This is a genomic window from Micromonospora sp. NPDC005806 (assembly GCF_042871425.1).
Taxonomy (GTDB): Bacteria; Actinomycetota; Actinomycetes; order Mycobacteriales; family Micromonosporaceae; genus Micromonospora.
This window is the reverse complement of sequence record NZ_JBIAIL010000008.1, coordinates 99,949-124,596: the sequence shown is the minus strand read 5'-3', so window position 1 is coordinate 124,596 and position 24,648 is coordinate 99,949. Positions and strand designations below refer to the sequence as shown.

Annotated in this window: 20 protein-coding genes; 6 read left to right on the top strand and 14 right to left on the bottom strand. The window is 73.5% G+C overall.

Translation table 11 applies throughout. The annotated features are described in order from the left end of the window. Positions 1-162 precede the first annotated feature (162 nt). The 11 genes from ACFYOS_RS11795 to ftsY all read right to left on the bottom strand — a co-directional run bounded on the left by ACFYOS_RS11795 (position 163) and on the right by ftsY (position 13,026). Complete coding sequence (locus ACFYOS_RS11795; RefSeq protein ID WP_387138859.1) at positions 163-1,242, bottom strand: amidohydrolase family protein; 1,080 nt, start codon at positions 1,240-1,242, stop codon at positions 163-165. Positions 1,243-1,371: 129 nt separating this feature from the next. Further along, a complete protein-coding gene (gene ffh, locus ACFYOS_RS11790; protein ID WP_387138856.1) occupies positions 1,372-2,925 on the bottom strand; it encodes a signal recognition particle protein in 1,554 nt (517 codons plus the stop codon). Between the two features lie 137 nt (positions 2,926-3,062). Beyond that, on the bottom strand, positions 3,063-3,719 hold the full coding sequence (locus ACFYOS_RS11785; protein ID WP_387138853.1) for a response regulator: 657 nt from the start codon (positions 3,717-3,719) through the stop codon (positions 3,063-3,065). Next, positions 3,716-4,843: a sensor histidine kinase gene (locus ACFYOS_RS11780; protein WP_387138850.1), complete on the bottom strand. Its 1,128-nt coding sequence runs from the start codon at positions 4,841-4,843 to the stop codon at positions 3,716-3,718. Before ACFYOS_RS11780 ends, ACFYOS_RS11785 begins: the two co-directional genes overlap by 4 nt. A 19-nt stretch (positions 4,844-4,862) precedes the next feature. Further along, a complete protein-coding gene (locus tag ACFYOS_RS11775) occupies positions 4,863-5,684 on the bottom strand; it encodes an ABC transporter permease (protein ID WP_387138847.1) in 822 nt (273 codons plus the stop codon). Then, a complete protein-coding gene (locus tag ACFYOS_RS11770; protein WP_387138844.1) occupies positions 5,674-6,576 on the bottom strand; it encodes an ABC transporter ATP-binding protein in 903 nt (300 codons plus the stop codon). The genes ACFYOS_RS11775 and ACFYOS_RS11770 overlap by 11 nt, the downstream gene beginning before the upstream one ends. A gap of 104 nt (positions 6,577-6,680) precedes the next feature. After that, positions 6,681-8,975, bottom strand: a complete 2,295-nt coding sequence (locus ACFYOS_RS11765) for a [protein-PII] uridylyltransferase (protein WP_387138841.1) — start codon at positions 8,973-8,975, stop codon at positions 6,681-6,683. Positions 8,976-8,991: 16 nt separating this feature from the next. After that, positions 8,992-9,330, bottom strand: a complete 339-nt coding sequence (locus ACFYOS_RS11760; protein WP_013284578.1) for a P-II family nitrogen regulator — start codon at positions 9,328-9,330, stop codon at positions 8,992-8,994. A 25-nt stretch (positions 9,331-9,355) separates the two neighbouring features. Then, a complete protein-coding gene (locus ACFYOS_RS11755; RefSeq protein ID WP_387138838.1) occupies positions 9,356-10,768 on the bottom strand; it encodes an ammonium transporter in 1,413 nt (470 codons plus the stop codon). Between the two features lie 193 nt (positions 10,769-10,961). Beyond that, entirely contained in the window at positions 10,962-11,828 is an 867-nt protein-coding gene (locus ACFYOS_RS11750; protein WP_387138835.1) for a phosphotransferase, read from the bottom strand. A 7-nt stretch (positions 11,829-11,835) separates the two neighbouring features. Next, positions 11,836-13,026 carry a signal recognition particle-docking protein FtsY gene (ftsY, locus tag ACFYOS_RS11745; protein WP_387138832.1) on the bottom strand — a complete coding sequence of 397 codons (1,191 nt, stop codon included), beginning with the start codon at positions 13,024-13,026 and terminating at the stop codon, positions 11,836-11,838. Between the two features lie 147 nt (positions 13,027-13,173). On the opposite strand from ftsY, the gene ACFYOS_RS11740 reads away from it, so the two are divergent. The 5 genes from ACFYOS_RS11740 (at position 13,174) to ACFYOS_RS11720 (ending at position 18,163) form a co-directional block, all read left to right on the top strand. Continuing rightward, positions 13,174-14,886: an alkaline phosphatase D family protein gene (locus ACFYOS_RS11740; RefSeq protein ID WP_387138829.1), complete on the top strand. Its 1,713-nt coding sequence runs from the start codon at positions 13,174-13,176 to the stop codon at positions 14,884-14,886. A gap of 14 nt (positions 14,887-14,900) precedes the next feature. Further along, positions 14,901-15,338, top strand: a complete 438-nt coding sequence (locus ACFYOS_RS11735; RefSeq protein ID WP_387138826.1) for a MarR family winged helix-turn-helix transcriptional regulator — start codon at positions 14,901-14,903, stop codon at positions 15,336-15,338. 116 nt (positions 15,339-15,454) lie between these two features. Next, positions 15,455-17,074 (top strand): MDR family MFS transporter, encoded by a 1,620-nt coding sequence (locus ACFYOS_RS11730; protein ID WP_387138824.1) that lies wholly within the window; start codon positions 15,455-15,457, stop codon positions 17,072-17,074. 4 nt (positions 17,075-17,078) lie between these two features. After that, positions 17,079-17,570 carry a universal stress protein gene (locus ACFYOS_RS11725; protein WP_387138821.1) on the top strand — a complete coding sequence of 164 codons (492 nt, stop codon included), beginning with the start codon at positions 17,079-17,081 and terminating at the stop codon, positions 17,568-17,570. A gap of 65 nt (positions 17,571-17,635) precedes the next feature. Beyond that, on the top strand, positions 17,636-18,163 hold the full coding sequence (locus ACFYOS_RS11720; protein WP_387138818.1) for a DinB family protein: 528 nt from the start codon (positions 17,636-17,638) through the stop codon (positions 18,161-18,163). 59 nt (positions 18,164-18,222) lie between these two features. On the opposite strand, the gene ACFYOS_RS11715 is transcribed toward ACFYOS_RS11720, so the two are convergent. The 3 genes from ACFYOS_RS11715 to ACFYOS_RS11705 form a co-directional block, all read right to left on the bottom strand. Next, entirely contained in the window at positions 18,223-18,843 is a 621-nt protein-coding gene (locus tag ACFYOS_RS11715; RefSeq protein ID WP_387138815.1) for an HAD family hydrolase, read from the bottom strand. Further along, entirely contained in the window at positions 18,840-22,439 is a 3,600-nt protein-coding gene (gene smc, locus ACFYOS_RS11710; RefSeq protein WP_387138812.1) for a chromosome segregation protein SMC, read from the bottom strand. The genes ACFYOS_RS11715 and smc overlap by 4 nt, the downstream gene beginning before the upstream one ends. A 318-nt stretch (positions 22,440-22,757) precedes the next feature. Next, complete coding sequence (locus ACFYOS_RS11705; protein ID WP_387138809.1) at positions 22,758-22,952, bottom strand: hypothetical protein; 195 nt, start codon at positions 22,950-22,952, stop codon at positions 22,758-22,760. 373 nt (positions 22,953-23,325) lie between these two features. Between ACFYOS_RS11705 and ACFYOS_RS11700 the strand changes: the two genes are divergently transcribed. Then, a complete protein-coding gene (locus ACFYOS_RS11700; protein ID WP_387138806.1) occupies positions 23,326-24,549 on the top strand; it encodes a CAP domain-containing protein in 1,224 nt (407 codons plus the stop codon). The last annotated feature ends 99 nt before the right edge of the window (positions 24,550-24,648 follow it).

The window sequence follows — 24,648 nt, the reverse complement described above, 5'->3', positions numbered from 1 at the left end:
GCCCCCGCTGCGCTCGGGCGTCGCCCCACGCCGTGTCGGGCCGGCCCGCCACCCGCCCAAGGTCCGCACTAATTCCCGGAAATAGTGGTCATCCGGAGCCGAATAGCCACTGTTTCCGGGAATCTGGGACCGCCGGCCGGGGCGGCGGGGCGGCGGAGCCGGTCAGCGGAGCAGGCGGCCGCGGAGGATGATGCGGGACGGGGCGCGGACCACGCGGAGGTCGCGGCGGGGGTCCTCGGGGTAGACGACCAGGTCGGCGAGACCGCCCTCGACCAGACCGGGGAAGCCGAGCCACTCCCGGGCCCGCCAGGACGCGGCGGCGAGCACGTCCTCGGTGGACATCCCGGCCCGCTCGTGCAGCAGCAGCATCTCCTCGGCGGCCAGCCCGTGGTCGATGCCCCCGCCCGCGTCGGTGCCGACGTAGATCGGCACCCCCGCCTCGTACGCGGCCCGGACCACCTCGGGGAAGCGGTCCCGCAGGGCCAGCATGTGGTCGGCGTACCCGGGGAACCTGGGGCGGGCCTGGTCGGCGATGTGGCCGAAGGTCTTGATGTTGATCATCGTGGGCACCAGGGCGGTGCCCTGCCGGGCCATCAGGTCGATCAGGTCCAGGCTCAGCCCGGTGCCGTGCTCCACCGAGTCCACCCCGGCCCGCACCATGATCTCCACGGCCGACTCGCTGAAGGTGTGCACCGCGGCGCGTACCCCGGCGGCGTGCGCGGCGGCGACGGCGGCGGTCATGGTGTCCGCGTCCCAGGCCGGCGCCAGGTCGCCCACCCCGCGGTCGATCCAGTCGCCGACCAGCTTGACCCAGCCGTTGCCGGCGGCGGCCTGGGCGGCCACCGTCACGGCCACCTCGGCCGCCCCGACCTCCACCCCGATGTCGCGCAGGTAGCGCTTCGGCGGGGCGACGTGCTGGCCGGCGCGGGCCAGTCGCGGCAACTCCGGGTCGTCGTCGAGTTCCGGGTACGGGTAGGGCGAGCCGGCGTCGCGGATGGCCAGCACCCCGGCGTCCCGGTCGGTGCGGGCCAACTCCCGGGCCTGGTCGAGACCGGTGATCGGGGCACCACCCCGGGCGATGCCGATGTGACAGTGGGCGTCGGTCAGGCCGGGGAGCACGAAGCCGCCGTCGGCGACGGTCTCCGCCCCGGGCACCGGCTCGAAGGTGACCCGGTCACCGACCAGCCAGATGTCCCGGACCTCGTCGTCGGGCAGGAGCACACCGCGCACATGCAGAGCCATGTGCACAGTCCTACCGGATCACTCCCCGTCCGTGGCGAGCAGGTCACCCCGCCGGATGGTGCGGGCGGGCCCGACGACGGCCCCACCACCACCGGGGTGACGGGGCCGTCGGAGGCCGGCGACGCGCGGTCAGCGAGGGTTCTTGTCCCCGCCCTTGCCGAGCTTGTTGAAGTCGATCTTCGGGAGCTTGAAGCCCGGCGGCAGGCCCTGGCCACCGGCCAGGTCCCCCGGGTCCAGGCCCGGCGGGAGCTGCGGCATGCCGCCCGGGAAGCCGCCCGGCAGGCCGGCGCCGGTACGCGGCCGGCCGCCGCCCTTGGTGCCCTTGCGCTTGTTCTTGGGCGACTTGGTCGCCTTGCGCCGACCGCCTCCGGGCAGGCCCATCATGCCGCCCATCTGCTTCATCATCTTCTGCGCGTCGGTGAAGCGGTTGAGCAGCTGGTTGACGTCCATCACGGTGACGCCGGAGCCGTTGGCGATCCGGGCGCGCCGAGAGCCATTGATGATCTTCGGGTTGGTGCGCTCGCCGGGGGTCATCGACCGGATGATCGCGGTGACCCGGTCGAAGTGCTTGTCGTCCAGCTCGGCGAGCTGGTCCTTCATCTGCCCCATGCCCGGCATCATGGCCAGCACGTTGGCGATCGGACCCATCCGCCGGACCGCGATGAGCTGGTCGAGGAAGTCCTCCAGGGTGAAGGTCTCGCCGCCCATCAGCTTGGCGGTCATCTTCTCCTTCTGATCGGCGTCGAAGGCCTGCTCGGCCTGCTCGATCAGAGTGAGGACGTCGCCCATGCCGAGGATCCGGCTGGCCATCCGGTCGGGGTGGAAGACGTCGAAGTCCTCCAGCTTCTCGCCGGTGGAGGCGAAGAGGATCGGCTGGCCGGTGACCTCGCGGACCGACAGCGCGGCACCGCCGCGGGCGTCGCCGTCGAGCTTGGAGAGGACCACACCGGTGATGCCGACGCCGTCGCGGAACGCCTCGGCGGTGCGGACCGCGTCCTGACCGACCATGGCGTCGATGACGAAGATGACCTCGTCGGGCTGGACCGCGTCGCGGATGTCCGCGGCCTGCTGCATCATCTCGGCGTCGATACCGAGCCGGCCGGCGGTGTCGACGATGACGATGTCCCGGGCGGCCCGCTTGGCGTGCTCGATCGAGTCGCGCGCCACCTGCACCGGGTCGCCGACGCCGTTGCCGGGCGCCGGGGCGTACACCTCGACGCCGGCCCGGCCACCGAGCACCTGGAGCTGCCCGACGGCGTTGGGACGCTGGAGGTCGGCGGCGACCAGCAGCGGCTGGTGGCCCTGGGCCTTCAGCCAGCGGGCCAGCTTGCCGGCGAGGGTGGTCTTACCGGAACCCTGGAGACCGGCCAGCATGATCACGGTGGGCGGGTGCTTGGCGAACTGGAGCCGGCGCCCCTCGCCACCGAGGACGTTGACCAGTTCCTCGTTGACGATCTTGACGATCTGCTGGGCCGGGTTGAGCGCCTGGGAGACCTCGGCGCCGCGCGCCCGCTCCTTGAGGTTCGCGATGAAGCCCTTGACCACCGGCAGGGCGACGTCGGCCTCCAACAGCGCCATGCGGATCTCGCGCGCGGTGGCGTCGATGTCGGCGTCGGTGAGCCGGCCCTTGCCGCGGAGCTTCGTGAAGATCCCGGACAGGCGGTCACTCAAGGTGTCAAACACACGAACATCCCGTTTGTCGTTTTCGGCGGGCACAGTCGGCCGGCACGCATACGGCCGGCTACCCGCAAGGGTAACGGTCCCGCCTCGGCACTGCTTCCCGCCGGCCCGACCCCCGTCGCGCGATCACCACCAGACGATCACGACGTGACCAAGCCCGACTGGTACGCGAAGACCACCAGCTGGGCCCGGTCCCGGGCGCCCAGCTTCACCATCGCCCGGCTGACGTGGGTACGGGCCGTGGCCGGGCTCACCACCAGCCGCTCGGCGATCTCCCCGTTGCTCAGCCCCTCCCCGACCAGCCCCACCACCTCCCGTTCCCGGTCGGTCAGGGTGTCGAGTTGCGGGTGCGGTCGGGGCACCCGCGCCGGCCGGGTGGCGAACTCCCGGACCACCCGCCGGGTCACCGACGGGGACAGCAGCGCCTCCCCCTCGGCGACCAGCCGGATCGCCCGGAGCAGCTCGGCCGGGCGCGTGTCCTTGGTGAGGAAGCCGCTGGCGCCGTGCCGGAGCGCGTCGAAGACGTACTCGTCCAGCTCGAAGGTGGTCAGCACGACCACCCGGGTGCCGACCAGCTCCGGCTCGGCGACGATCCGCCGGGTGGCCTCGATGCCGTCCACGCCGGGCATCCGGACGTCCATCAGCACCACGTCGGGGCGCTCCCGGCGGGCCAGGTCGACGGCGGCGAGCCCGTCGGCCGCCTCCCCCACCACCGCGAGGTCGTCCTCGCTCTCCACCAGGGCACGCAGCCCGATCCGGACCAGGTCCTGGTCGTCGGCGATCAGTACCCTGATCATGGGCCCTCCTCCAGTGGCAGAGTGGCGTACACCCGGAAGCCGCCGGCGGAGGCGGGGCCGGCGGTGAACGAACCACCGAGCGCGGTGACCCGCTCCCGCATGCCGGCGAGGCCGTAGCCGCCGGACCGGGCCGCTCCCGCGACCGCCCCGCGCCCGGTGTCGGTGACTTCGACGGCGACCTCGGCCGGCGCGTAGCGGAGCCGGACGGTGGCGGTGGCCGGGCCGGCGTGCCGCAGCACGTTGGTCAGCGCCTCCTGCACCACCCGGTACGCGGCCAGGTCCACCGCGACCGGCAGGGGGCGCGGCTCCCCGTCGACCTCGACGGTCACCGGAACCCCGGCGCCGGCCAGCCGCTCGCGCAGCTGCGGAAGCTGGGCGAGCCCCGGCGTGGGGGACCGTTCGTCGGCCGCCTCGTCCCGGCGCACCACGGTCAGGGTGACCCGCAGCTCGTCCAGCGCCTCCTTGCTGGTACGGCTGATCGCGGTGAGCGCCGCCTCGGCCTGCTCGGGCTTGCGGGCGAGCAGGTGCAGGGCGATCTCGGCCTGCATGTGGATCGCGGCGAGCCCGTGCCCGACCACGTCGTGCACCTCCCGGGCCACCCGCAGCCGTTCCGCGTCGGCCAGCCGGCGGGCCTCGTCCACCCGGTTGCGGGCCGTGCTCTCCCGGACCAGCCGCACCGTGGTCCCGACCGCGAACGGCACCACCACCCAGGCGGCGGCGGGCATCAGGCCGACCAGGCCGGGCGACCGGACGCCGACGAAGATGTGCACCAGCAGCACGGCCAGGGCGACGCCGCAGGCCACCGCCGCCGTGCGCACCGGCCGGTACGCGGCGACCGTGTACACCGTCACGACGAACGACAGCAGGATCGGCCCGTACGGGTAGCCGAGCACCAGGTACGCCGTGGTCGCGCCGGTGACCACCGCCAGCGTGACCAGCGGCCAGCGCCGGCGTACGGCCAGCGCCAGTGCGGCCACCACCACCAGCGGATAGGTGGCCCGACCCGTGCCCACTCCCTCGTTGGCGCCGGCCGGACCGGTGCCGACCAGCCCGATCGCGAGCAGGGCCAGGGTGAGGGCGGCGTCGAAGGCGACGCCGCTCCACCCGAACCGGTCCCGGTCCACGCCGTCCCTCCTCCCGGCCTCAGCCGATGTCCCGGCGGCGCAGCAGCGCCCCGCCGACCGCCGCGAACGCGACCAGGTAGGCCGCGACCACGAGCGCCGCCTGCCCGCCGCCGACGGTGGCCGCCACGCCGGGGGTGTCCCCGGGCGCGCCGAGCGCCGCCGCCAGCGCCCCGGCGTTCGGGCCGGGCAGCCCCTTCTGCGCCTGCGCCACCCAGTCGAGCAGCGGCGCGGCGATCGCGGAAAGCAGGTTCTGCACCGCCAGCATCCACACCAGACCCAGCCCGACCGGCAGCGCCACCGCGCGCAGGGCGACGGCGAGCACGGCACCGAGCATGGCCCACATCGTCGCGATGAGCCACCCCGCTCCGAGGCCGGTGAGCAGATCGCCGACGGCGGGCCAGTGCACCGGCTGGGCCTCGGCGGACGCGATGGCGAGGCTGGACACCGCCCCGACCGCGAAGACCGCGAGCACCACGACCAGCGCGGCGGCGGCGAGCGCGAGCAGCTTGCCGGCGTACACCTCCAGCCGGGACGGGCCCTGGGTGAGCACGGTCTTCCAGGTGGCCCAGCCGTACTCGCCGCCGACGGTGAGCACGCCGAGGATCAGCACGATCGACCCGAGGAACACCGGCAGCCCGCCGAGCGAGTTCCCGACCAGGTGGTCGGGGAGGAGCATCGGCAGGGTCCGGTCGGTGTTCGGGCCGTCGGTGCCGCCGGCGATGCTGGCATAGGGGAACAGGTAGGTGAAGATCAGCGCCAGGGCGAGCGTGATGGCCAGCAGCAGCCAGCTCGCCGGCCGGCGGACCAGCTTGACGATCTCGGCGCGGAAGCTACGCGACATCGGCCGTTCCCTTCTCGATGAGGTCGAAGAACACCTGCTCCAGGTCCCGCTCCCGGGGGCGCAGCTCACGGACGGCCACCCCGGAGGAGACCAGCTCGGTGTTGAGCCAGGCAGCCCGGTCCGGCTCGACCGACAGGTCGATCCCGCCGTCGACCACCCGGACCCGCTCGGCGCCGACCAGCGCCCGGGTCCGCGCCACCGCCTCGTCCAGCGGGTCGGCGAGCACCCGCAGCCCGGTCGTGCCGCGCAGCTCGGCGACCGTCCCCTCGGCGATCAGCCGCCCCCGGGAGATGACTCCGACCCGGTCGCAGATCTGCTCGACCTCGCCCAGCAGGTGGCTGGAGACCAGCACGGTGCACCCGCTCGCGCCGAGCCGGCGGACCAGCATGCGCATGTCCGCCATGCCGGCCGGGTCGAGGCCGTTGGTCGGCTCGTCGAGGATCAGCAGGCGCGGGTCCTTGAGCAGCGCGGCGGCGACGCCGAGGCGCTGCTTCATGCCCAACGAGTAGCCGGCGTACCGGTCGCCGGCCCGGTCGGTGAGGTCGACCAGGTCGAGCACGAGCGCCACTCGGTCCGCGCCGACCCCGGCGTACCGGGCCAGCACGGTCAGGTTGTCCCGCCCGGAGAGGTACGGGTAGAAGGCCGGCCCCTCGATCAGCGCCCCGACCCCGGTGAGCCGGCCGGCGCCCGGCGAGCGGCCCAGCAGCCGGACCGTGCCGGCGGTGGGGCGGACGAGTCCGAGCAGCATGCGCAGGGTAGTGGTCTTGCCGGCGCCGTTGGGGCCGAGGAAGCCGTACACCTCGCCGGCCCGGACGGTCAGGTTGAGGTCCTGCACGGCGGGCAGGCCGCCGTACCGTTTCGTGAGCCCTTCGGTCTGCACTGGCAGGTTCATGCCCCGAGCGTGCCGCCGGCCGGGGCCGGGCACGTCGCCCCGCGGGCGGCACCGCGGCTACGCACCCGGACGTAGCCGGAGCGCCGGGAGGGTCGCTCCCGGGCTCAGACGGCGGCCAGCACGGCCGCCTCGATCCGGTCCCGTTCCGAGTCCGGCGGCCCGCCGCCGACCAGGTAGAACACGTCCACCACGTCGCCACCGAGGGTGGAGATCCGGGCGGCGCGGACCTGCGCGCCGGCCTCGTCGAGGGCGCAGGCGACCCGGTAGAGCAGCCCGGCCGCGTCGGCGGCGCGCAGCTCCAGCAGCACCGCGTCGGTGGCCGCCTCCCGGTGCCAGACCACCCGGGGCGCCGCCCCCTGCCCCCGCGCGGCCAGGGCCCGGCCGCGCAGCCGCTGGGTGACCGAGACGTCGCCGGTGACCGCGCGGCGCAGGTCGGCGGTGAGCGCGATCGGGTCGGGCGCCAGGCCGTAGCGGGGCTGCACCCGGCACTCGAGCAGGGCCCGGCCGTCGACCGTGGAGGCGTCCGCGGAGATCACCTCCAGCCGGTGCAGGGCCAGGCAGCCGGCCACCGTCGCGAGCAGGCCGCGCCGGTCCGCCGCGGCCACCGACACCCGGTCCTCCCCCAGACGTACGACCGGCAGCGGCCCCGCCACCAGCGCCGGGTCGGGGGCCGGCGGCGCGGGCACCACGCCGGCGTCCAGGGCGGTACGCACCCGGGCGACCAGCTCGGCGACGAGCCGGCCCTTCCAGTCCGACCAGGCGGCCGGCCCGGTGGCGGCGGCGTCGGCCCGGACCAGGCCGTGCAGCAGATCCAGGGTGGTGGTGTCGCCGACCTGCTGGGCGACCCCGGCGACGGTCTTCGGGTCGGACAGGTCGCGCCGGGTGGCCACGTCGGGCAGCAGCAGGTGCAGCCGGACCAGCGTGCCGATCAGCGCCGCCTCGGTCTCGGGCAGCCCGATCCGGGCGGCGATCGCCTCGGCCAGCGGCGCGCCGACCCTGCTGTGATCGCCGGGCAGTCCCTTGCCGATGTCGTGCAAAAACGCGCCGAGCAGCAGCAGGTCCGGGCGGTCCACCTCACGGGTGTGCCGGCTCGCCTCGTACGCGGTCTGCACCAGGTGCCGGTCGAGGGTGAACCGGTGCACCGGGTTGTGCTGGGGCAGGCTGCGCAGCCGGGACCACTCGGGCAGCCAGCCGTCGATCAGCCCGTACCGGTCGCAGGTCTCCCAGGCGGGCACCAGGCCGGGACCGGCCCCGAGCAGGGTGATCAGCGCGGCCCGGGCGGCCGGCGGCCAGGGCGCGGGCAGCGGCGGGCAGTACGCGGACAGCCACTCGCAGGTAGCCCGGGCGATGGGCAGTCGGGTGGTGGCCGCGGCGGCGGCGACGCGTAGCGACAGGCTCGGGTCGGGCCGGGCGCCGATGGCGGTGCGGGCGAGCACCAGTTCGCCGTCGTGTTCGACCACGTCCCGGGCGACCGGGCGGCGCAGCGGTCGACCGTCGGCGCCGCGGCGGCGGCCGGAGCGGAGCCGGTCGGCGGCCCGCCAGGCGTCGTCCAGGGCGTGGCTGACCGTCCGGGCGTCCCCGGCCACCCGGCGCAGCAGCGCGTCGCCGTCGCCGGCATCAGCCGCGTCGAGCTGAGGTTGTCGCAGGCCGAGCAGCGCGGCGACGCCGTCGCGTTCCTGCGCGACGAGCCGGTCGACGCGGCGACCGACCTGCTGGTGCAGGGCGTCGCGGGTGTCCAGCAGCCGCCGGTGGGCGGCGTGTACGGCGGGGCGCAGCGCGTCGGTGACCCCGGCGGTGGCGATGGCCCGGAGGAGGCCCACGTCGCGCAGCCCGCCGGCGGCCTCCTTCAGGTCGCCCTCGAGGAGGAAGGCGAGTTCGCCGTGGGCCTCCCAGCGGGCGGTGGTGATCTCCCGCAAGCGCGGGAGCTGCCGGACGGCGGTGCGCCGCCAGTGGTCGGTGGCGGTGCGGACGAGCTGGTCGGCCAGGGCCGGGTCGCCGGCCACGTGGCGGGCGTCGACCAATCCGAGGGCGACCTTGACGTCGTCCTGGGCGACCGAGAGCGCCTCCGCGACGGTCCGCACCGAGTGGTCGAGCCGCAGCCCGGCGTCCCAGATCGGGTACCAGAGCGAGGCGGCCAACTCGTCGGTGCCGGGCACCCCGTTGTGCAGCAGCACCAGGTCGAGGTCGCCGTACGGCGCGCACTGCCGGCGGCCGAGCCCACCGACGGCGACGAGCGCGATGCCCGGCCGATCCGGAAAGATCGTGCGCAGCCAGGCGTCCAGCGCGTCGGCCCGGCGGGCGCGGGCGTCGGCGCCGATCCCGCCGGGGACGCCGACGACCTCGTTGACCACGAGCGCGTCGTCCCCGGCCGGGCCGGGCGTCGTGGTCAACGAGGTCACGTCGATCGGGTCCCGGTCAGAGGGCGTCGAGGCCGCGCTCGCCGGTGCGGACCCGGACGACCTCCTCGACGCCGGTCACCCAGACCTTGCCGTCGCCGATCTTGCCGGTCCGGGCGGCGCCGACGATGGCGTCGACGATCTTGTCGACGTCCATCTCGTCGGTGAGCACCTCGACCCGGATCTTGGGCAGGAACTCGACCGTGTACTCGGCACCCCGGTAGACCTCGGTGTGCCCCTTCTGCCGGCCGTAGCCCTGGACCTCGCTGACGGTCAGGCCGGCCACGCCGAGGGCGTGCAGGGCCTCCTTCACCGCGTCCAGCTGGTACGGCTTGATGACCGCGGTCACCAGCTTCATGTCCAACCCCTCCATCCCAGGAACGTTAACCGGCGACCTTCTCGCTGACCGGCTCGGCGGGCTGGTCCGCCTCGCCGGTGGGCTCCGGGGCCGGCTTGGCGGCACCGATCCCGGCGAGGGCGAACGCGCCACCGGCGCTGCCGCCCGTGGTCGGCGACAGGTCGTACGCGCTCTCCGCGTGCTCGGCGACGTCGATGCCCTCGACCTCGGCGTCGGAGCTGACCCGGAAGCCGATGGTCTTCTCGATCGCGAAGGCGAGCAACCAGGCGATGCCGCACGACCAGACGGTGACGATCAGGCCGGCCAGGGCCTGCCGACCGAGCTGGGTCAGACCACCACCGTAGAAGAGGCCGTCGGAGGCGCCCACCACGTCGCTGATCGCGCCGTTGACCGAGTTCGTGGCGAAGAGGCCGAGCCACAGTGACCCGATCCACCCACCGACGAAGTGCACCCCGACCACGTCGAGGGAGTCGTCGTAGCCGAGCTTGTACTTGAGGCTGATGGCGAGCGCGCAGACCGCACCGGCGACGATGCCGAGCAGGACCGCCGCCCACGGAGCGATGAAGCCGCAGGCCGGGGTGATCGCGACCAGGCCGGCCACGGCGCCCGACGACGCGCCGACCATGGTCGGCTTCCTGTCCTTGATCCATTCGACCGCGAGCCAGCCGAGCACCGCCGCCGCGGTGGCGAGCTGGGTGTTGAGGAAGGCGAGACCGGCGACCGAGTCGACGGTCAGCTCCGAGCCGGCGTTGAAGCCGAACCAGCCGAACCAGAGCAGGCCGGCGCCGAGCGCGACCAGCGGGATGTTGTGCGGCTTCATACCCTCCCGGGGCCAGCCCACCCGCTTGCCGAGCACCAGGGCCACGCCGAGCGCCGCCGCACCGGCGTTGATGTGCACCGCCGTACCGCCGGCGAAGTCCAGCGCATGGAGCTTGGCGCCGATGATGCCGCCGCCCCAGACCCAGTGGGCGACCGGGAAGTAGACCAGCGTGGCCCAGCCGAAGGCGAAGAGCAGCCAGCCGGCGAACTTGGCCCGGTCGGAGATGGCGCCGCTGATCAGCGCGACGGTGATCACTGCGAAGACCATCTGGAACGCCATGAAGACGTACAGCGGGATGCCGATGCCGCTGGGGTTGTCCGCCGTGGCGCCCCAGAGGTCGGTCTCGGCGAGGAACGTCTTGGTGCCGAGGTACGCGGCCGGGTCGCCCCAGAAGCCGTTCACGTCGGCCCCGAAGGCGACGCTGAAGCCGTAGAACCACCACAGCACGGAGATGAGCCCGATGGCGGAGAAGCTCATCATCATCATGTTGAGCACGCCCTTGGCCCGGTTGAGCCCGCCGTAGAACAGCGCCAGGCCCGGGGTCATGAGCAGCACGAGAGCGGTCGACACCAGCAGCCAAACGGTGTTGCCGCCGTCGATCGTCGGTGCTTCAGGCACGCTGGCCTCCTAAAGGTGAAGTTCCCTCCTTCGCGGCTTCCGGGGCAGCGTCGCCCGTACGCCGGTTGCGCGGAAGCTTGCTCGGTGGCTGTTTCCTTCACCGACACCGCTCGATTTCCGACGCGTGACGGGTTGTTTCTGGCGTGTGAAGAAACCCGCACAACCACCTGGCGGCGGGGGCCCGGCGGTGGCGTCAGCGCAGGGCGTACTCCAGGGCGTTCCGCTCGTAGTCGAGCAGCCGCAGGTCACGCATCGGGCGCCGGAGGTGACCCTTGTGCACGATCCGGACGAACGCCGGCTCGCCGGCGGCCGCCATCCGGCGGATGCCCTCGACGTGGTCGACGATCCGCTTGCGAATGGTCCGGATCAGCCGGTGCCGGTCGCGCGGGATCAGCCCGTACGCGTCGGCGAAGAGCCGCAGTCGGCGCGGCCGGTCCGGGTGCTTCCAGCCAAGGGTGATGGAGTCCCGGTCGGAGAAGATCGGCACCCAGGTCCAGGCCGCGTACGCCACGTCGTAGATCCGGGCGCCGGGCGAGGCCAGGTCGAAGTCGATCAGCCCGAGGGTGCCGTCCGGCCGCCAGATGACGTTGTGCGGGGCGGCGTCGTGGTGGCAGATCACCTCGGTGTCCGGCGGGGGCGGGCCGAACGAGCGCCAGACCGCCCCGGGCGGCGGGGTGAAGCCGTACTGGGCGTCGTGGAACATGCGGAGCATCGTCGCCACGGTGACCAGGGCCTCGTCGGTGACCCAGTGCGGGGCCAGCGGGTACTCCCCGCACTCCCCCTCCAGGTACGACAGGACCTCCCGGTTCCGCTCGTCCATGCCGAGCGCGCGGGGCGCGCCGGTGAAGCCGACGTACTCCAGGTGGCGCAGCAGGGCGTGCACCGAGGGGGTCCACGGGCCGGCGTTGCGGCGGACCGTGTCGCCGACCCGGACCACGGTGCTCACGTTCCCGCCGTGCAACGGGATCTCCTGCGAAGTCACGTACGGTCTCCCGAGGCGTGGCGCCAGGTGGTGGCTGGGGTCGCGCCACCCCGCGTAGGCGCGATCGTCGGTCGTCACGTCGAGGCTACGCGTCCCGGGCGAGCGGCTCGGTGCCGAGCAGCGCGTCGACGAACTGCGCCGGGTCGAACGGGGCCAGGTCGTCCGGGCCCTCGCCGAGGCCGACCAGCTTGACCGGGATGCCGAGCTTGCGCTGCACGGCGATCACGATGCCGCCCTTGGCCGTCCCGTCGAGCTTGGTCAGCACCACGCCGGTCACGTTGACCACCTCGGTGAAGACCCGGGCCTGCTCCAGGCCGTTCTGGCCGGTGGTGGCGTCGAGCACCAGCAGGGTCTCGTCGATCGGGCCGTGCTTCTCCACCACCCGCTTGACCTTGCCCAGCTCGTCCATCAGGCCGACCTTGTTCTGCAGGCGGCCGGCGGTGTCGATCAGCACGGTGTCGACCTGGGTGTCGATGCCCCGCTTGACCGCGTCGAAGGCGACGCTGGCCGGGTCGGCGGCCTCGGGCCCGCGGACGGTCTCCGCGCCGACCCGGCCGCCCCAGGTCTCCAGCTGGTCGGCGGCGGCGGCCCGGAAGGTGTCGGCGGCGCCGAGCAGCACGGTATGCCCGTCGGCGATCAGGACCCGGGCGATCTTGCCGCAGCTGGTGGTCTTGCCGGCGCCGTTGACCCCGACCACCAGGACCACCCCCGGCATCCCCACCTTCGGGTCGGCGTTCAGCGACCGGTCCAGGGTCGGGTCGAGGGCGTTGACCAGCTCGGCGGCGAGCAGGGCGCGCAGCTCACCGGCGGACCGGGTGCCGAGCACGCGGGTCCGCTCGCGCAGCCGGTCGACGATCTCCCGGGTGGCGTCGATGCCGATGTCGGCGGTGATCAGGCTGTCCTCGATCTCCTCCCAGGTGTCCTCGTCCAGGTGGTCGCGGCTTAGCAGGCCGAGCAGGCCCTTGCCGAAGACGTTCTGCGAGCGGGACAGCCGGGAGCGCAGCCGGACCAGCCGGCCGGCGGTGGGCTCGGGGACCTCGAGGGTGGGGGCCGGCGCCTCGATGACCGGCGTCGGCTCGACCAGGACACCGGTGGTGAGGTCCGCCTCCGGGGCCTCGACCGGCGGCCCGGCCAGGTCCTCCTCGGCCCGGGTCTCGACCTCCGTCTTCGGCAGCGGCGGCTCCGGGCGCCGGCGCAGCCGGGGCACCACGAGGCTGAGGCCGCCGATGATCAGCACGCCGAGCAGGGCGAGTACGACGAGGAGGTATTCCTTCATGCCCGAAATCCTGTCAGATGGCGGCGACGCCGTCCCACTCACCGCCTCCTGACCCGGGCGAGCTGCGGGTACGCTCGCCGCAGCCAGGCGTGCCGGACTCGCCGTTCGGGTAGAAGAGGCGGGTCGTTCTTCCCTCGGAGGTGCCCCGTGCCCAGTTCCCGCCTGCTCATCGGCCCGTTGCTGCGGCGGGTCGTCGGCACGCGGGCGACCGTCTGGGTGGAGACCAGCGCCCCCGCGGTGGTCACCGTCCGCACGGCCGACGGTGCCCGGGGCAGCGCGCCGACCTTCTCCGCGTACGACCACCACTACGCGATCGTCGTGGTGGAGGGGCTGACGCCGGACAGCGCCACGACGTACGAGGTGCTGATCGACGACGACCTGGTCTGGCCGGTGCCGGAGAGCGGCTTCCCGGCCAGCATGATCCGGACCCGGGCCGCGGACGACCGGGACCAGCCGGTCAGCTTGATCTTCGGCTCCTGCCGGGAGACCACCCAGCACGCGACCGCCCGCAAGCTGCCCCCGGACGCGCTGGACGCGTACGCCCGGCGGCTGATCGCGCACCCGGACCCGGCCGTCCTGCCCGACCTGCTGGTGCTCCTCGGCGACCAGGTCTACGCCGACATCACCTCACCCACCGTGCGAAAGCTGCTGCGGCGGCGCCGGCGGCGGCCGAAGGGCGCGCCGACGACCCAGGTGGTCAGCTTCGACGAGTACACCAAGCTCTACCTGGAGTCCTGGCGCGACCCGGAGATCCGCTGGCTGCTCTCCACCGTGCCGAGCGTGATGATCTTCGACGACCACGAGATCATCGACGACTGGAACACCTCCGCCGGCTGGCGGGCGGACATGCGCCAGCAGCCGTGGTGGGCGGAGCGGATCCGCAGCGGGCTCGCCTCGTACTGGGTCTACCAGCACCTGGGCAACCTCTCCCCGGACGAGATCGCCGCCGACCCGGTGTTCGCCAAGGTGATCGCCGCCGAGGACGCCACCGGCGTGCTGTACGAGTTCGGCGAGCGGGTCGACACGGAGGCTGACGTCGCGCACGACACCGAGCGCTGGCGGGCCGTGCAGTACCAGTGGAGCTACGCCCTCGACCTGGGCCGGACCCGCCTGGTCATGCTCGACAACCGGTCCAGCCGGGTGCTGGACACGGGCAGCCGGGCGATGCTGCCACCGGGCGAGTGGTCCTGGTTCCTGGACCGGGCGCACGGGGTCTACGACCACCTCGTGGTCGGGGCCTCGCTGCCCTGGCTGCTGCCGCCGGGCATCCATCACGTGGAGGCGTGGAACGAGAAGCTGGCCGACTCCCGCCGGCCCTGGGTGGCGAAGGCCGGCGAGCAGCTCCGGCGGGCCCTGGACCTGGAGCACTGGGCGTCGTTCCGGCGCTCGTTCGACGCCCTCGGCGAGCTCTTCGCCCGGCTGGGCAGCGGCCGGGCCGCCGGGCCCGGGACGCGGGTGGGCGCGGGTCCGGCCTATCCCGCGCCGGCGTCGATCAGCGTGCTCTCCGGTGACGTGCACCATTCGTACGTGGCCCGGGCCCGGTTCGCCGACCGGAGCGTCCGCACCCCGGTGCACCAGCTCACCTGCTCGCCGATCCACAACCAGGTGCCGGCCGCGATGCGCCCGGTGATGCGGCTCAGCTGGAACCCGGGGCCGGCCGCCGCCACCCGGGCCCTGGCCCGCTCCGCCGGGGTACGCCGGCCCTTCGTGCGGTGGAAGAAGCTGGCCGGACCGTACTTCGGTAACGCGGTGGGCACGCTGACCCACCGGGGCCGGGCGGCCGAGGTCGTGATCGAGGGCACCACCAGCGACGGTCACCTCCGTACGGTGGCGCAGCAGCGGCTCAGCCCCGAGGCGTGAGTACGCTCACCCCCGTGGAAGAGCACCTGCCGGAGACCCTGCGCGCGGTCGAGCACGAGTTGACCGCGCTGTTGCGCCGGGGGCGGGCGCTGTCCTGGGAGATCGCCCGGGAGGTCCACCCCAACCTGGAGCCGAACGCGTACGGGCTGCTGCTCTGGCTGCGCCGGTCCGGCTCGACCCGACTGACCGACCTGGCCGCCAAGCTCGGCATCGGCAAGGGCACGCTCAGCCGGCAGATCCACGGGCTGGAGTCGCTGGGCCTGGTGCGCCGCGACCCGGATCCGACCGACCGGCGGGCGGCCCAGCTCAGCCTCACCGAGGAGGGCACCCGGCGGTTCGACGCGGCCCGGGCGGCCCGACTCGGGCAGATCCTCCGGACCATGCAGAGCTGGCCGAAACAGGACGTCGAGGACTTCGCCCGGCTGATGCACAAGTTCAACGAAACCTTCTGAGCAGCCCCGGTGGGGGAATAAGACCTGCACCACGTGCGGTTGTTGCTCGAGGCAACCAAGCCATACGGTTGCCCGAGGCAACCCTTCCCCCGACATGTCTCCGGAGGCAAACCACGATGACCCAGGCGACAGCGCCCACCCGGGCGACCGCCGTCGGCATGACCCACCGGCAGATCCTGGAGGCACTCTCCGGCCTGCTGCTGGGCATGTTCGTCGCGATCCTCTCCTCCACGGTCGTCTCCAACGCGCTGCCGCGGATCATCACCGAGCTGCACGGCGGCCAGTCCGCGTACACCTGGGTGGTCACCTCGACCCTGCTGGCCACCACCGCGACCACGCCGATCTGGGGCAAGCTCGCCGACCTGACCAGCAAGAAGATCCTGGTCCAGCTCGCCCTGGCGATCTTCGTGCTGGGTTCGGTGCTGGCCGGGCTCTCCCAGTCCACCGGGCAGCTCATCGCCTGCCGGGTGGTCCAGGGCGTCGGCGCGGGCGGCCTGACCGCCCTGGCCCAGGTGATCATGGCGACGATGATCGCCCCGCGCGAGCGCGGCCGCTACAGCGGCTACCTCGGCGCGGTGATGGCGCTGGGTACCATCGGCGGCCCGCTGATCGGTGGCGTCATCGTCGACACCGACTGGCTCGGCTGGCGCTGGTGCTTCTACGTAGGCGTGCCGTTCGCCGCCCTCGCCCTGATCGTGCTCCAGAAGACCCTGCACCTGCCGGTGGTCAAGCGCCAGGTGAAGATCGACTGGTGGGGCGCCACCCTGATCACCGCGGCCGTCTCGCTGCTGCTCATCTGGATCACCCTGGCCGGCGACAAGTACGACTGGATCTCCTGGCAGAGCGCGGTCATGGTGGCCGGGGCGCTGCTGCTCGGCGCGCTCGCCCTCCGGGTGGAGCAGCGGGCCAGTGAGCCGATGATCCCGCCGCGCCTGTTCCGCAGCCGCACCATCACCCTCGCCGTGATCGCCAGCATCGCGGTCGGCGTCGGCATGTTCGGCGCCTCGGTCTTCCTCGGCCAGTACTTCCAGATCAGCCGCGGCGAGAGCCCGACCATGTCCGGCCTGATGACGCTGCCGATGATCGGCGGCCTGCTGGTGGCCTCCACCGTCGTCGGCCGGATCATCACCAACACCGGCCGCTGGAAGCGGTACCTGGTCGCCGGCTCGGTCCTGCTCACCGCCGGCTTCGCCACGATGGGCACGCTCCGCGCGGACACCCCGTACTGGCGGATCGCAATCTTCATGGCGCTGATCGGCCTCGGGCTCGGCATGACCATGCAGAACCTGGTCCTCGCCGTGCAGAACACCGTCAGCACGCACGAGCTCGGCGCGGCCAGCTCGGTGGTCGCCTTCTTCCGCAGCCTCGGCGGCGCGATCGGCGTGAGCGCGCTCGGCGCGGTGCTCGGCCACAAGGTCAAGGACTACCTCGCCGAAGGGCTCGCCGGGCTGGGCATCAAGGCGTCCAGCTCCGGCAGCGGCGGTACGCTGCCCGACGTGCACACCCTGCCCGCCCCGATCCGGGCGGTCGTCGAGTCCGCGTACGGGCACGGCGCCGGGGACATCTTCCTGGCCGCCGCCCCGTTCGGGCTGATCGCCCTGCTGGCGGTCGTCTTCATCAAGGAGATCCCGCTGCGCCGGCACAACGGCGACCCGATCTCCGCCGAGGTCGAGCGGGAGTCGACCGTCGCCGCCGCCGGCGGGGCCCCGGTGGTACGGACCGGCGTCCGGGACTGACCCGATGAGCACCCCTGTCGATCATGAGGAGTACGGCCCGGAGTCCCGGCTGCTGCCGTTCGAACGCGGCACGGACGGGCCCCGGGTGGTGCTGGTCGGAGTGGACGGCACCCGCACCTCGCTGCGGGCCGGCTCGTACGCGGCCGGCCTGGCCCGCCGGCAGGGCGCCGGGCTGGTGGTGGTCTTCGTCAGCTCCCCGGCGCCGTACGCGGCGATGATGTCCGGCATGGTGGCCGGGGCGGTCCAGCAGACCCACGACGAGCTGGCCGCCGAGCTGCGGGCCGAGTGCCGGCGCGGCGCGGAGGAGCTGGGTCTGCCGGTGACGTTCCTGTGCCGGCGCGGGGACGCGTACAGCGAACTCTGCAAGGCGGCCGACGAGACCCGGGCGGACCTGGTCGTGGTGGGCTCGTCCGAGCAGGCCGGGCACCGCCTGGTCGGCTCGGTCGCCACCCGGCTGGTCCGCACCGGCCGCTGGCCCGTCGTCGTGGTCCCCTGAGGTGCAAGGAAGGGCCCCGGTTAACGCCTCGCGTGGTACCAGGGGCCCCTCCTAACATCCTCGGAATGACCTGGAGAGCACCCGAGATCGACCGCAGGCACGAGCCCTACCTCGCTGACGAGCGCACCATGCTGGCGGGCTGGCTCGACTGGCACCGCGACACCCTGTTGCACAAGTGCGCCGGCCTGACCGCCGAGCAGTTGCGGACCGCCAGCGTCGAGCCGTCCGGACTGACCCTGCTCGGCCTGGTCCGGCACCTGGCCGACGTGGAGCGCTGGTGGTTCCGGATCCGGGCCGCCGGCGAGGACATCCCCGGCCTCTACGACGCCGACGAGGACCCCGACGCCGACCTGAACGCGATCGCCGGCGCCGACGCGGAGGAGGCCTTCGCCACCTACCGGGCCGAGGTCGAGGCCGCCGACCGGGCGGTGGCCGACCTGCCGCTGGACCACACGTTCCTGCGCCGCCGGGACGGCGGTACCGACGAGATGAACCTGCGCTGGGTCTACGTGCACATGATCGAGGAGTACGCCCGGCACAACGGCCACGCCGACCTGATCCGGGAGCGGATCGACGGGGTCACCGGCGACTGACCCACCCGCACCGGCGAGGTGGCGGTGTCCCGGCCGCGCGGGTACCGCCACGGCCCGGCTCAGAACGCCAGTGCGGCGCGCAGGTAACGCAGGTCCGCCGGGCCCGTCCAGCGGTGCGCGGAGAGCCCGGCCACCCTTGCGCCGGCCACGGCCCGGGCCTCGTCGTCGGTGAAGAGCACCCGGGCCGGCGGGGTCTCCAACGCCGCGCAGGCCGCCTCGAAGTACTCCTTCGCCGGCTTGTTCACCCCGATGACCGAGGAGTTGACCACCACGTCCAGCTCGTCGGTGAGGCCCAGCGCGACAAGGTCCGCGTCGAGCACGTCGGTGGCGTTGGTGCCCAGGCCGACCCGGATGCCGGCCGCCCGTACCTCCCGGATGAACGCGAGCACGTCCAGGTCGATCTCGCCCCGGTAGCGCTGCCACTCGTCCACGGCGGCGCGGGCCCGCGCCGGGTCACCCACCGACGGGGTGAGCGCGTCGACCACGCTGTCCATCCACTGGCCGTGGCTGACCTTGCCGGTGAGCACCGGCTGGAGCAACCCCCAGGACATCGCGATCTCGCCGAGGACGCCCTCGGTGAGCCCGTACTCCCGCTCCACACCGGCGGCCACCGCCGGGTCCCAGCGGCGCAGTACGCCGTCGAAGTCCACCAGGAGCGCCGTCGCGCGTTCCCGACTCACTCGTCTGTCTCCTGCCCGTCGTCGTCGGCCCGGTTGAGCCGCTGGCTGATCACCTGGGTGACCCCGCTGCGCATGGTCACGCCGTACAGCGCGTCGGCGATCTCCATGGTCCGCTTCTGGTGGGTGATCACGATGAGCTGGCTCTTCTCGCGCAGCTGCGCCAGCAGCGTGATCAGGCGACCGAGGTTGACGTCGTCGAGGGCCGCCTCCACCTCGTCCATGATGTAGAACGGGCTGGGCCGCGCGCGGAAGATCGCCACCAACATGGCCACCGCGGTGAGCGACCGCTCACCGCCGGAGAGCAGGGACAACCGCTTGATCTTCTTGCCGGGCGGCCGGGCCTCGACCTCGACGCCGGTGGTGAGCAGGTCCTCCGGGTCGGTGAGCACGAGGCGTCCCTCGCCGCCGGGGAAGAGCACGGTGAAGACCTGCTCGAACTCCCGGGCGGTGTCCTCGAACGCGCTGGCGAAGACCTCCAGGATCCGGTCGTCGACGTCCTTGACGACGGTGAGCAGGTCCCGGCGGGTGGCCTTGAGGTCCTCCAGCTGCTCGGAGAGGAACTTGTAGCGCTCCTCCAGCGCGGCGAACTCCTCCAGCGCCAGGGGGTTGACCTTGCCGAGCAGGGCCAGCTCCCGCTCCGCCTTGGCGGCCCGCTTCTCCTGCACCGGACGCTCGTAGCGGACCGGTTCGGGCACCGGCAGGCCGTCCTTCTCGGCGGCCGCGACGTCCACCTGGGTGGGCGGAACGAGCTGCGCCGGGCCGTACTCAGCGACCAGCGTCTCCACGTCGAGGCCGAAGTCCTCGGCGGCCTTGGCCTCCAGCTGCTCGATGCGCAGCCGCTGCTCGGCGCGGGCCACCTCGTCCCGGTGCACCTGGCTGGTCAGCCGCTCCAGCTCGGCGCCGAGCCGCTTGGCCGCGCCGCGTACCTCGGAGAGCTCGGCCTCCCGGGCGGCGCGCTCGCGGGCGACGGCGTCCCGGTGCTCCTCGGCCCGGGCGAGCGAGACGGTGAGCCGGGTCAGCGCCTCGCGGGCGCCGCCGACCACGGCCCGGGCGATCTCCGCGCCGCGGGTGCGGGCCGCGCGCCGCGCGGCCGCGCGTTCCCGCGCGGCCCGCTCGGCGTTCGCCTGCCGGGCCAGCGAGTCGGCCCGGCCGGCGATCGAGGAGACCCGCTCCTCGGCGGTACGCACCGCGAGCCGGACCTCCATCTCGTTCTGCCGCGCCTGCGGCACCATCGCGGCGAGCTGGTCACGTTCCTCGGTGGACGGCTCGGCGTCGATCGGGGTCGCCTCGGCCAGCCGCAGCCGCTCCTCCAACTCGGCCAGGGCCTGCAGGTCGCGTTCCCGGGCCGCCTCGGCCCGGGCCCGGGACTCACCGAGCCGGTCGGTCTCCGCCTTCGCCGACCGGGCGGCCGCGCCCAGCTCGGCCAGCCGGCGGGCGGCGGCGTTGCGGTGGCTCTCCGCCTCCCGCTTGGCGGCGGCGGCGTGCTGCACGGCCTCCTTCGCGGCGGCCACCTCCGCGCGCGCCTCGACCAACTGCTCGCGCAGTTCGGCGCTGGTCCGCTCGGCGGCCAGCCGGTTGGCCCGGGCCTCCTCGACGGCCGCCTGCACCTCGATGTAACTGGGCGCCTTGGCCGACCCGCCGGCCGCCGCGTACGCCCCGACCACGTCGCCGTCCGGGGTGACCGCGCGCAGCTCCGGATTGCCGGCGACCAGCTCGGCCGCGGCGGCCAGGTGGTCGACCAGGACCACGTCGCGCAGCGCCCGGTGCACCGCCGGCCGGATCTCGGCGGAGCACTCCACCAGGTCCGGCGCCCAGCGGGCGTGGTCGGGCAGTTTCGGTCGCAGCGCGTCGGCCGGGCCGGCCATGCCGGGCCCGGCCGGGCTGCCGACCAGCAGGCCGGCCCGGCCGGCGTCGGTGATCTTCAGCAGCCGCATCGCCTCGACGGCCTCGTCCACGCCGGTGACCGCGACCGCGTCGGCGAGCCCGCCGAACGCGGCCGCGAGGGCCGCCTCGTGGCCGGGGGCGACGGTGAGCAGCCCGGAGAGGCTGCCGAGCAGACCGGGCACCTGGTCGGCGCGGGCCAGCAGGGCCCCGGCGCCGTCCTTGCGGCGCAGCCCGAGGGCGAGCGCCTCCTCACGGGCCTTCCAGGTGGCCGCGTCCTTCTCGGCGGCGCGCTCGGCGTCGGAGAGACTGCGGACGGCGGCCTGCGCCTGCTCGTGGACGGCGACGGTTTCGGCGTGCCGGGCGTCCAGGTCGGCGTTGTCCCGGTCCGCCTCGGTGGACTGCTCGGCGACGGCGTCGAGGTCGGCCTGCGCCTTCTCGGCGCGGGCCAGCGCGTCGGTGTGCGCGGCGGCGAGCCGTTCGATCTCCTCGCCGGCGCTGGTGGTCCGGGCCCGGGCCGAGTTGACCTGCCCGGTCAGCCGGGCCAGCCCCTCCCGCCGGTCCGCGATGGCCTTGGCCGCGGCGACCAGCTCCCGCTCGGCCGCGGCCAGCTGCCGTTCCTGCTCCTGCCGGTGCTCGACCGCCTCGGCCAGCCGGATCTGGTCCTCGGTGAGCGCCGCGCGCAACTCCTCCTCCTGCTCGCGGACCCGCTGGGACTCGGCCTCGAGCTGGTCGGGGTCGCGGCCGGGGCGCTCATCGTCGGGAGTGGCGCTCAGGTGGCGCAGCCGTTCCCGGGCGAGCTGCTCGATCGAGCGGAACCGCTCCTGAAGCGCGGAGAGCTTGTACCAGGTGTCCTGCGCGGCGGCGAGCAGCGGCGCGTCCTCGGCGAGCGCGGCCTCCAACTCGCCGAGGCGGGCCTGCACCTCGGCGTGCTCCGCCTCGATCTGCTCGCGCCGGTCGCGCAGCGCGGTCTCGTCGGCGATCTCCTTGTCCAGGGTGGTCCGCAGCGTGTGCAGGTCGTCGGCGAGCAGCCGCAGCCGGGCATCGCGCAGGTTCGCCTGGATGGCGGCGGCCCGCCGGGCCACCTCGGCCTGCCGGCCCAGCGGCTTGAGCTGGCGGCGCAGCTCGGCGGTGAGGTCGGTGAGCCGGTTGAGGTTGGTCTGCATCGCGTCGAGCTTCCGCAGCGCCTTCTCCTTGCGCTTGCGGTGCTTGAGGACGCCGGCCGCCTCCTCGATGAACGCCCGCCGGTCCTCCGGCTTGGCGTGCAGCATCCCGTCCAGCCGGCCCTGCCCGACGATGATGTGCATCTCCCGGCCGATGCCGGAGTCCGACAGCAGCTCCTGGATGTCGAGCAGCCGGCAGGAGTCGCCGTTGATCTCGTACTCGCTCTCGCCGGAGCGGAACATCCGGCGGGTGATGGAGACCTCGGTGTACTCGATCGGCAGCGCGCCGTCGGTGTTGTCGATGGTGAGGGTGACCTCGGCCCGACCGAGTGGCGCCCGCCCGGCGGTGCCGGCGAAGATGACGTCCTCCATCTTGCCGCCGCGCAGCGCCTTGGCGCCCTGCTCGCCGAGCACCCAGGCGATGGCGTCGACGACGTTGGACTTCCCCGAGCCGTTCGGACCCACCACGCAGGTGATCCCGGGCTCCAGCTTCAACGTCGTCGCGGAGGCGAAGGACTTGAAACCCTTCACCGTCAGGCTCTTGAGATGCACCTTCTCGATCCTCGTCCGGTGGCCGCCGAACCGTCGCCGGCTGCGCGGACCTGGTGAACCCGCAGACTATCCCGTGGCCTGGAACACCGCAGTACGCGACCCACCCCCAGGTCGGGAGTGTCCCGATTCCCGTCGGCGTCGTCACGCGCCGAAAACTGCAAGATCAGAATTGCCGGCGAGCAATTCCGGAGCGAACGGCCAAGATCGAGGGATGCGGCCCGAAAAACGAAAAGTCCACGCACAAAGCGGCGCGCCGGCACTGCGGTGTCGGCGCGCGTTTTCGTGTGGTGCTATTCAGTTTTTCCCGAGGACCGGAGATCAGGTCAGCGCGGGCTCGGCCAGCCGGAGGAGGTCGTCCGCCTCCGTCGCCGCCGCCGCAAGCCGATCATTGTCGGCGCGCAGACGCGTGATCTCGAACTCCAGTGCCTGAACCCTGGCACGCAGTCGGGTGACCTCGTCGAGCAGACGCCGGTCGGGCGCTGCACCTACGTGGCCGTAGAGGGCCTTCGCCATGCTGACTCCTAGATATGCGCTGCCGGAAAGGCCGGCCAACGCGCGCCCATGGTGTTCGCGGCTGCCATCCCAGCAAATCCGGGCATGACTGGGCGCGACTGGCGACACCTACATATTGAGCCGCACCCCCCTCCTTCGTCAAGTTCCCGCAGGCCGTAGATCATCTTCACGTCGACCTGTCCACTTGGCGGGGGGCTGCCACAAGGGCGCGGACACGCTCTGTCCGGACCACTTAACTGTACGCCCGGAAATGTGTGAACGCCTCACCCTCGGTGTCGGGTTCCCCTTAACTCTGTCTTAGCCAAGTTGCCGCAGCTCGGAGGCCGCCCGTAGCGTCAGCCCGGCCCGCAACCGACCCGTGGAGGGGACAGGCGTGTACCGCTGGACCGACCCGATCGAACCGGATGGCGTTCCTCGGCGCCCCGAGCAGCCGAGCGACGAGGGACCGGCCTGGCTCACCGGCCGACCCGAACCGCGGTCGTCCTACCTGTTCGGGGACGAGCCGGAGCAGCCCGGCGCGGACTGGGCCGACGCCCCGACCGGCGTCTGGCGCTCCGACGCCCCGGACGCCCCGTGGCGGGGGGCCCCGGCCGATCCCCGGCCGGCCGCGGAGCCGGCTGGCCAGCCCTTCGACGCCGACCGGACCGGATACCAGGTCGACGCCGGTCGGAGCGGATTCGGCCCGGCCGTCGAGCGGACCGCGTTCACCCCGGCGGTCGACGACACGGCGGCGTTCGACCCGGTGAACCACCCGGGCGCGCCGATCGCCCCGTTCGAGCAGGCCGCCGGCTGGCGTCCCCAGGAGGAGCCGACCACCACCTGGCGCCCGGCCACCGCCGGGCCGGCCGAGGAGGCAGGCCGGCACCGGCAGCAGCGCCGCTTCCCGCGTTCCCTGGTGATCGGTGGAGCCGCCGCCGCGGCGACCCTCGTGGTGAGTCTCGGTGTGAGCGCCATGCTGCTGTCGGGCGGTGATCAGCAGACCGAGCCGACCGCCGCCGACGCGGTGGCCGCCGCCCCGGCCGCCCCGGAGACCACCGAGGCCGCCGGCGACGCCCTGGCCCCCGCCTCCCCCACCGCCTCGCCGAGCAGCGCCCGCCCGAGCCCGACCCGGGCGGCCACCCCGAAGTCCAACCGGACCACCGCCCCGTCCCGCAAGCTGCAGCGCAGCTCGCCGCCGAGCAGCGCCGCCACCCGGGCCGCCACGTCCACCGGGATCAGCGCCGAGCTCCAGCAGGTCGTCAACCTGGTCAACCAGGAGCGCGCCAAGGCCGGCTGCAAGGCCCTGACCATCGACAACAAGCTGATGCTGGCCGCGCAGCGGCACAGCCAGGACCAGGCCGACCACCAGACCATGTCGCACGACGGCAGCGACGGCAGCGACGTCGGCGACCGGCTCGACCGGGTCGGCTATGCCTGGCGGGCGTACGGCGAGAACGTCGCCTGGAACCAGAAGACCCCGGCCGCGGTCATGGACGCCTGGATGAACAGCCCTGGTCACCGGGCCAACATCCTGAACTGCTCCTTCACCGAGATCGGCGTCGGCGTGGCGCGGAGCAACGGGCCGTACTGGACCCAGGACTTCGGCACCCCGCGCTGATCCGCGCGTCGTGACCGGGTCCGCGCTCGTTTGACCGGGTGAGGTACGCCAGAGTCGGCTCGGCGTACCGGCAGGGGGCGGCGGGGTGCCGCCCGCGAC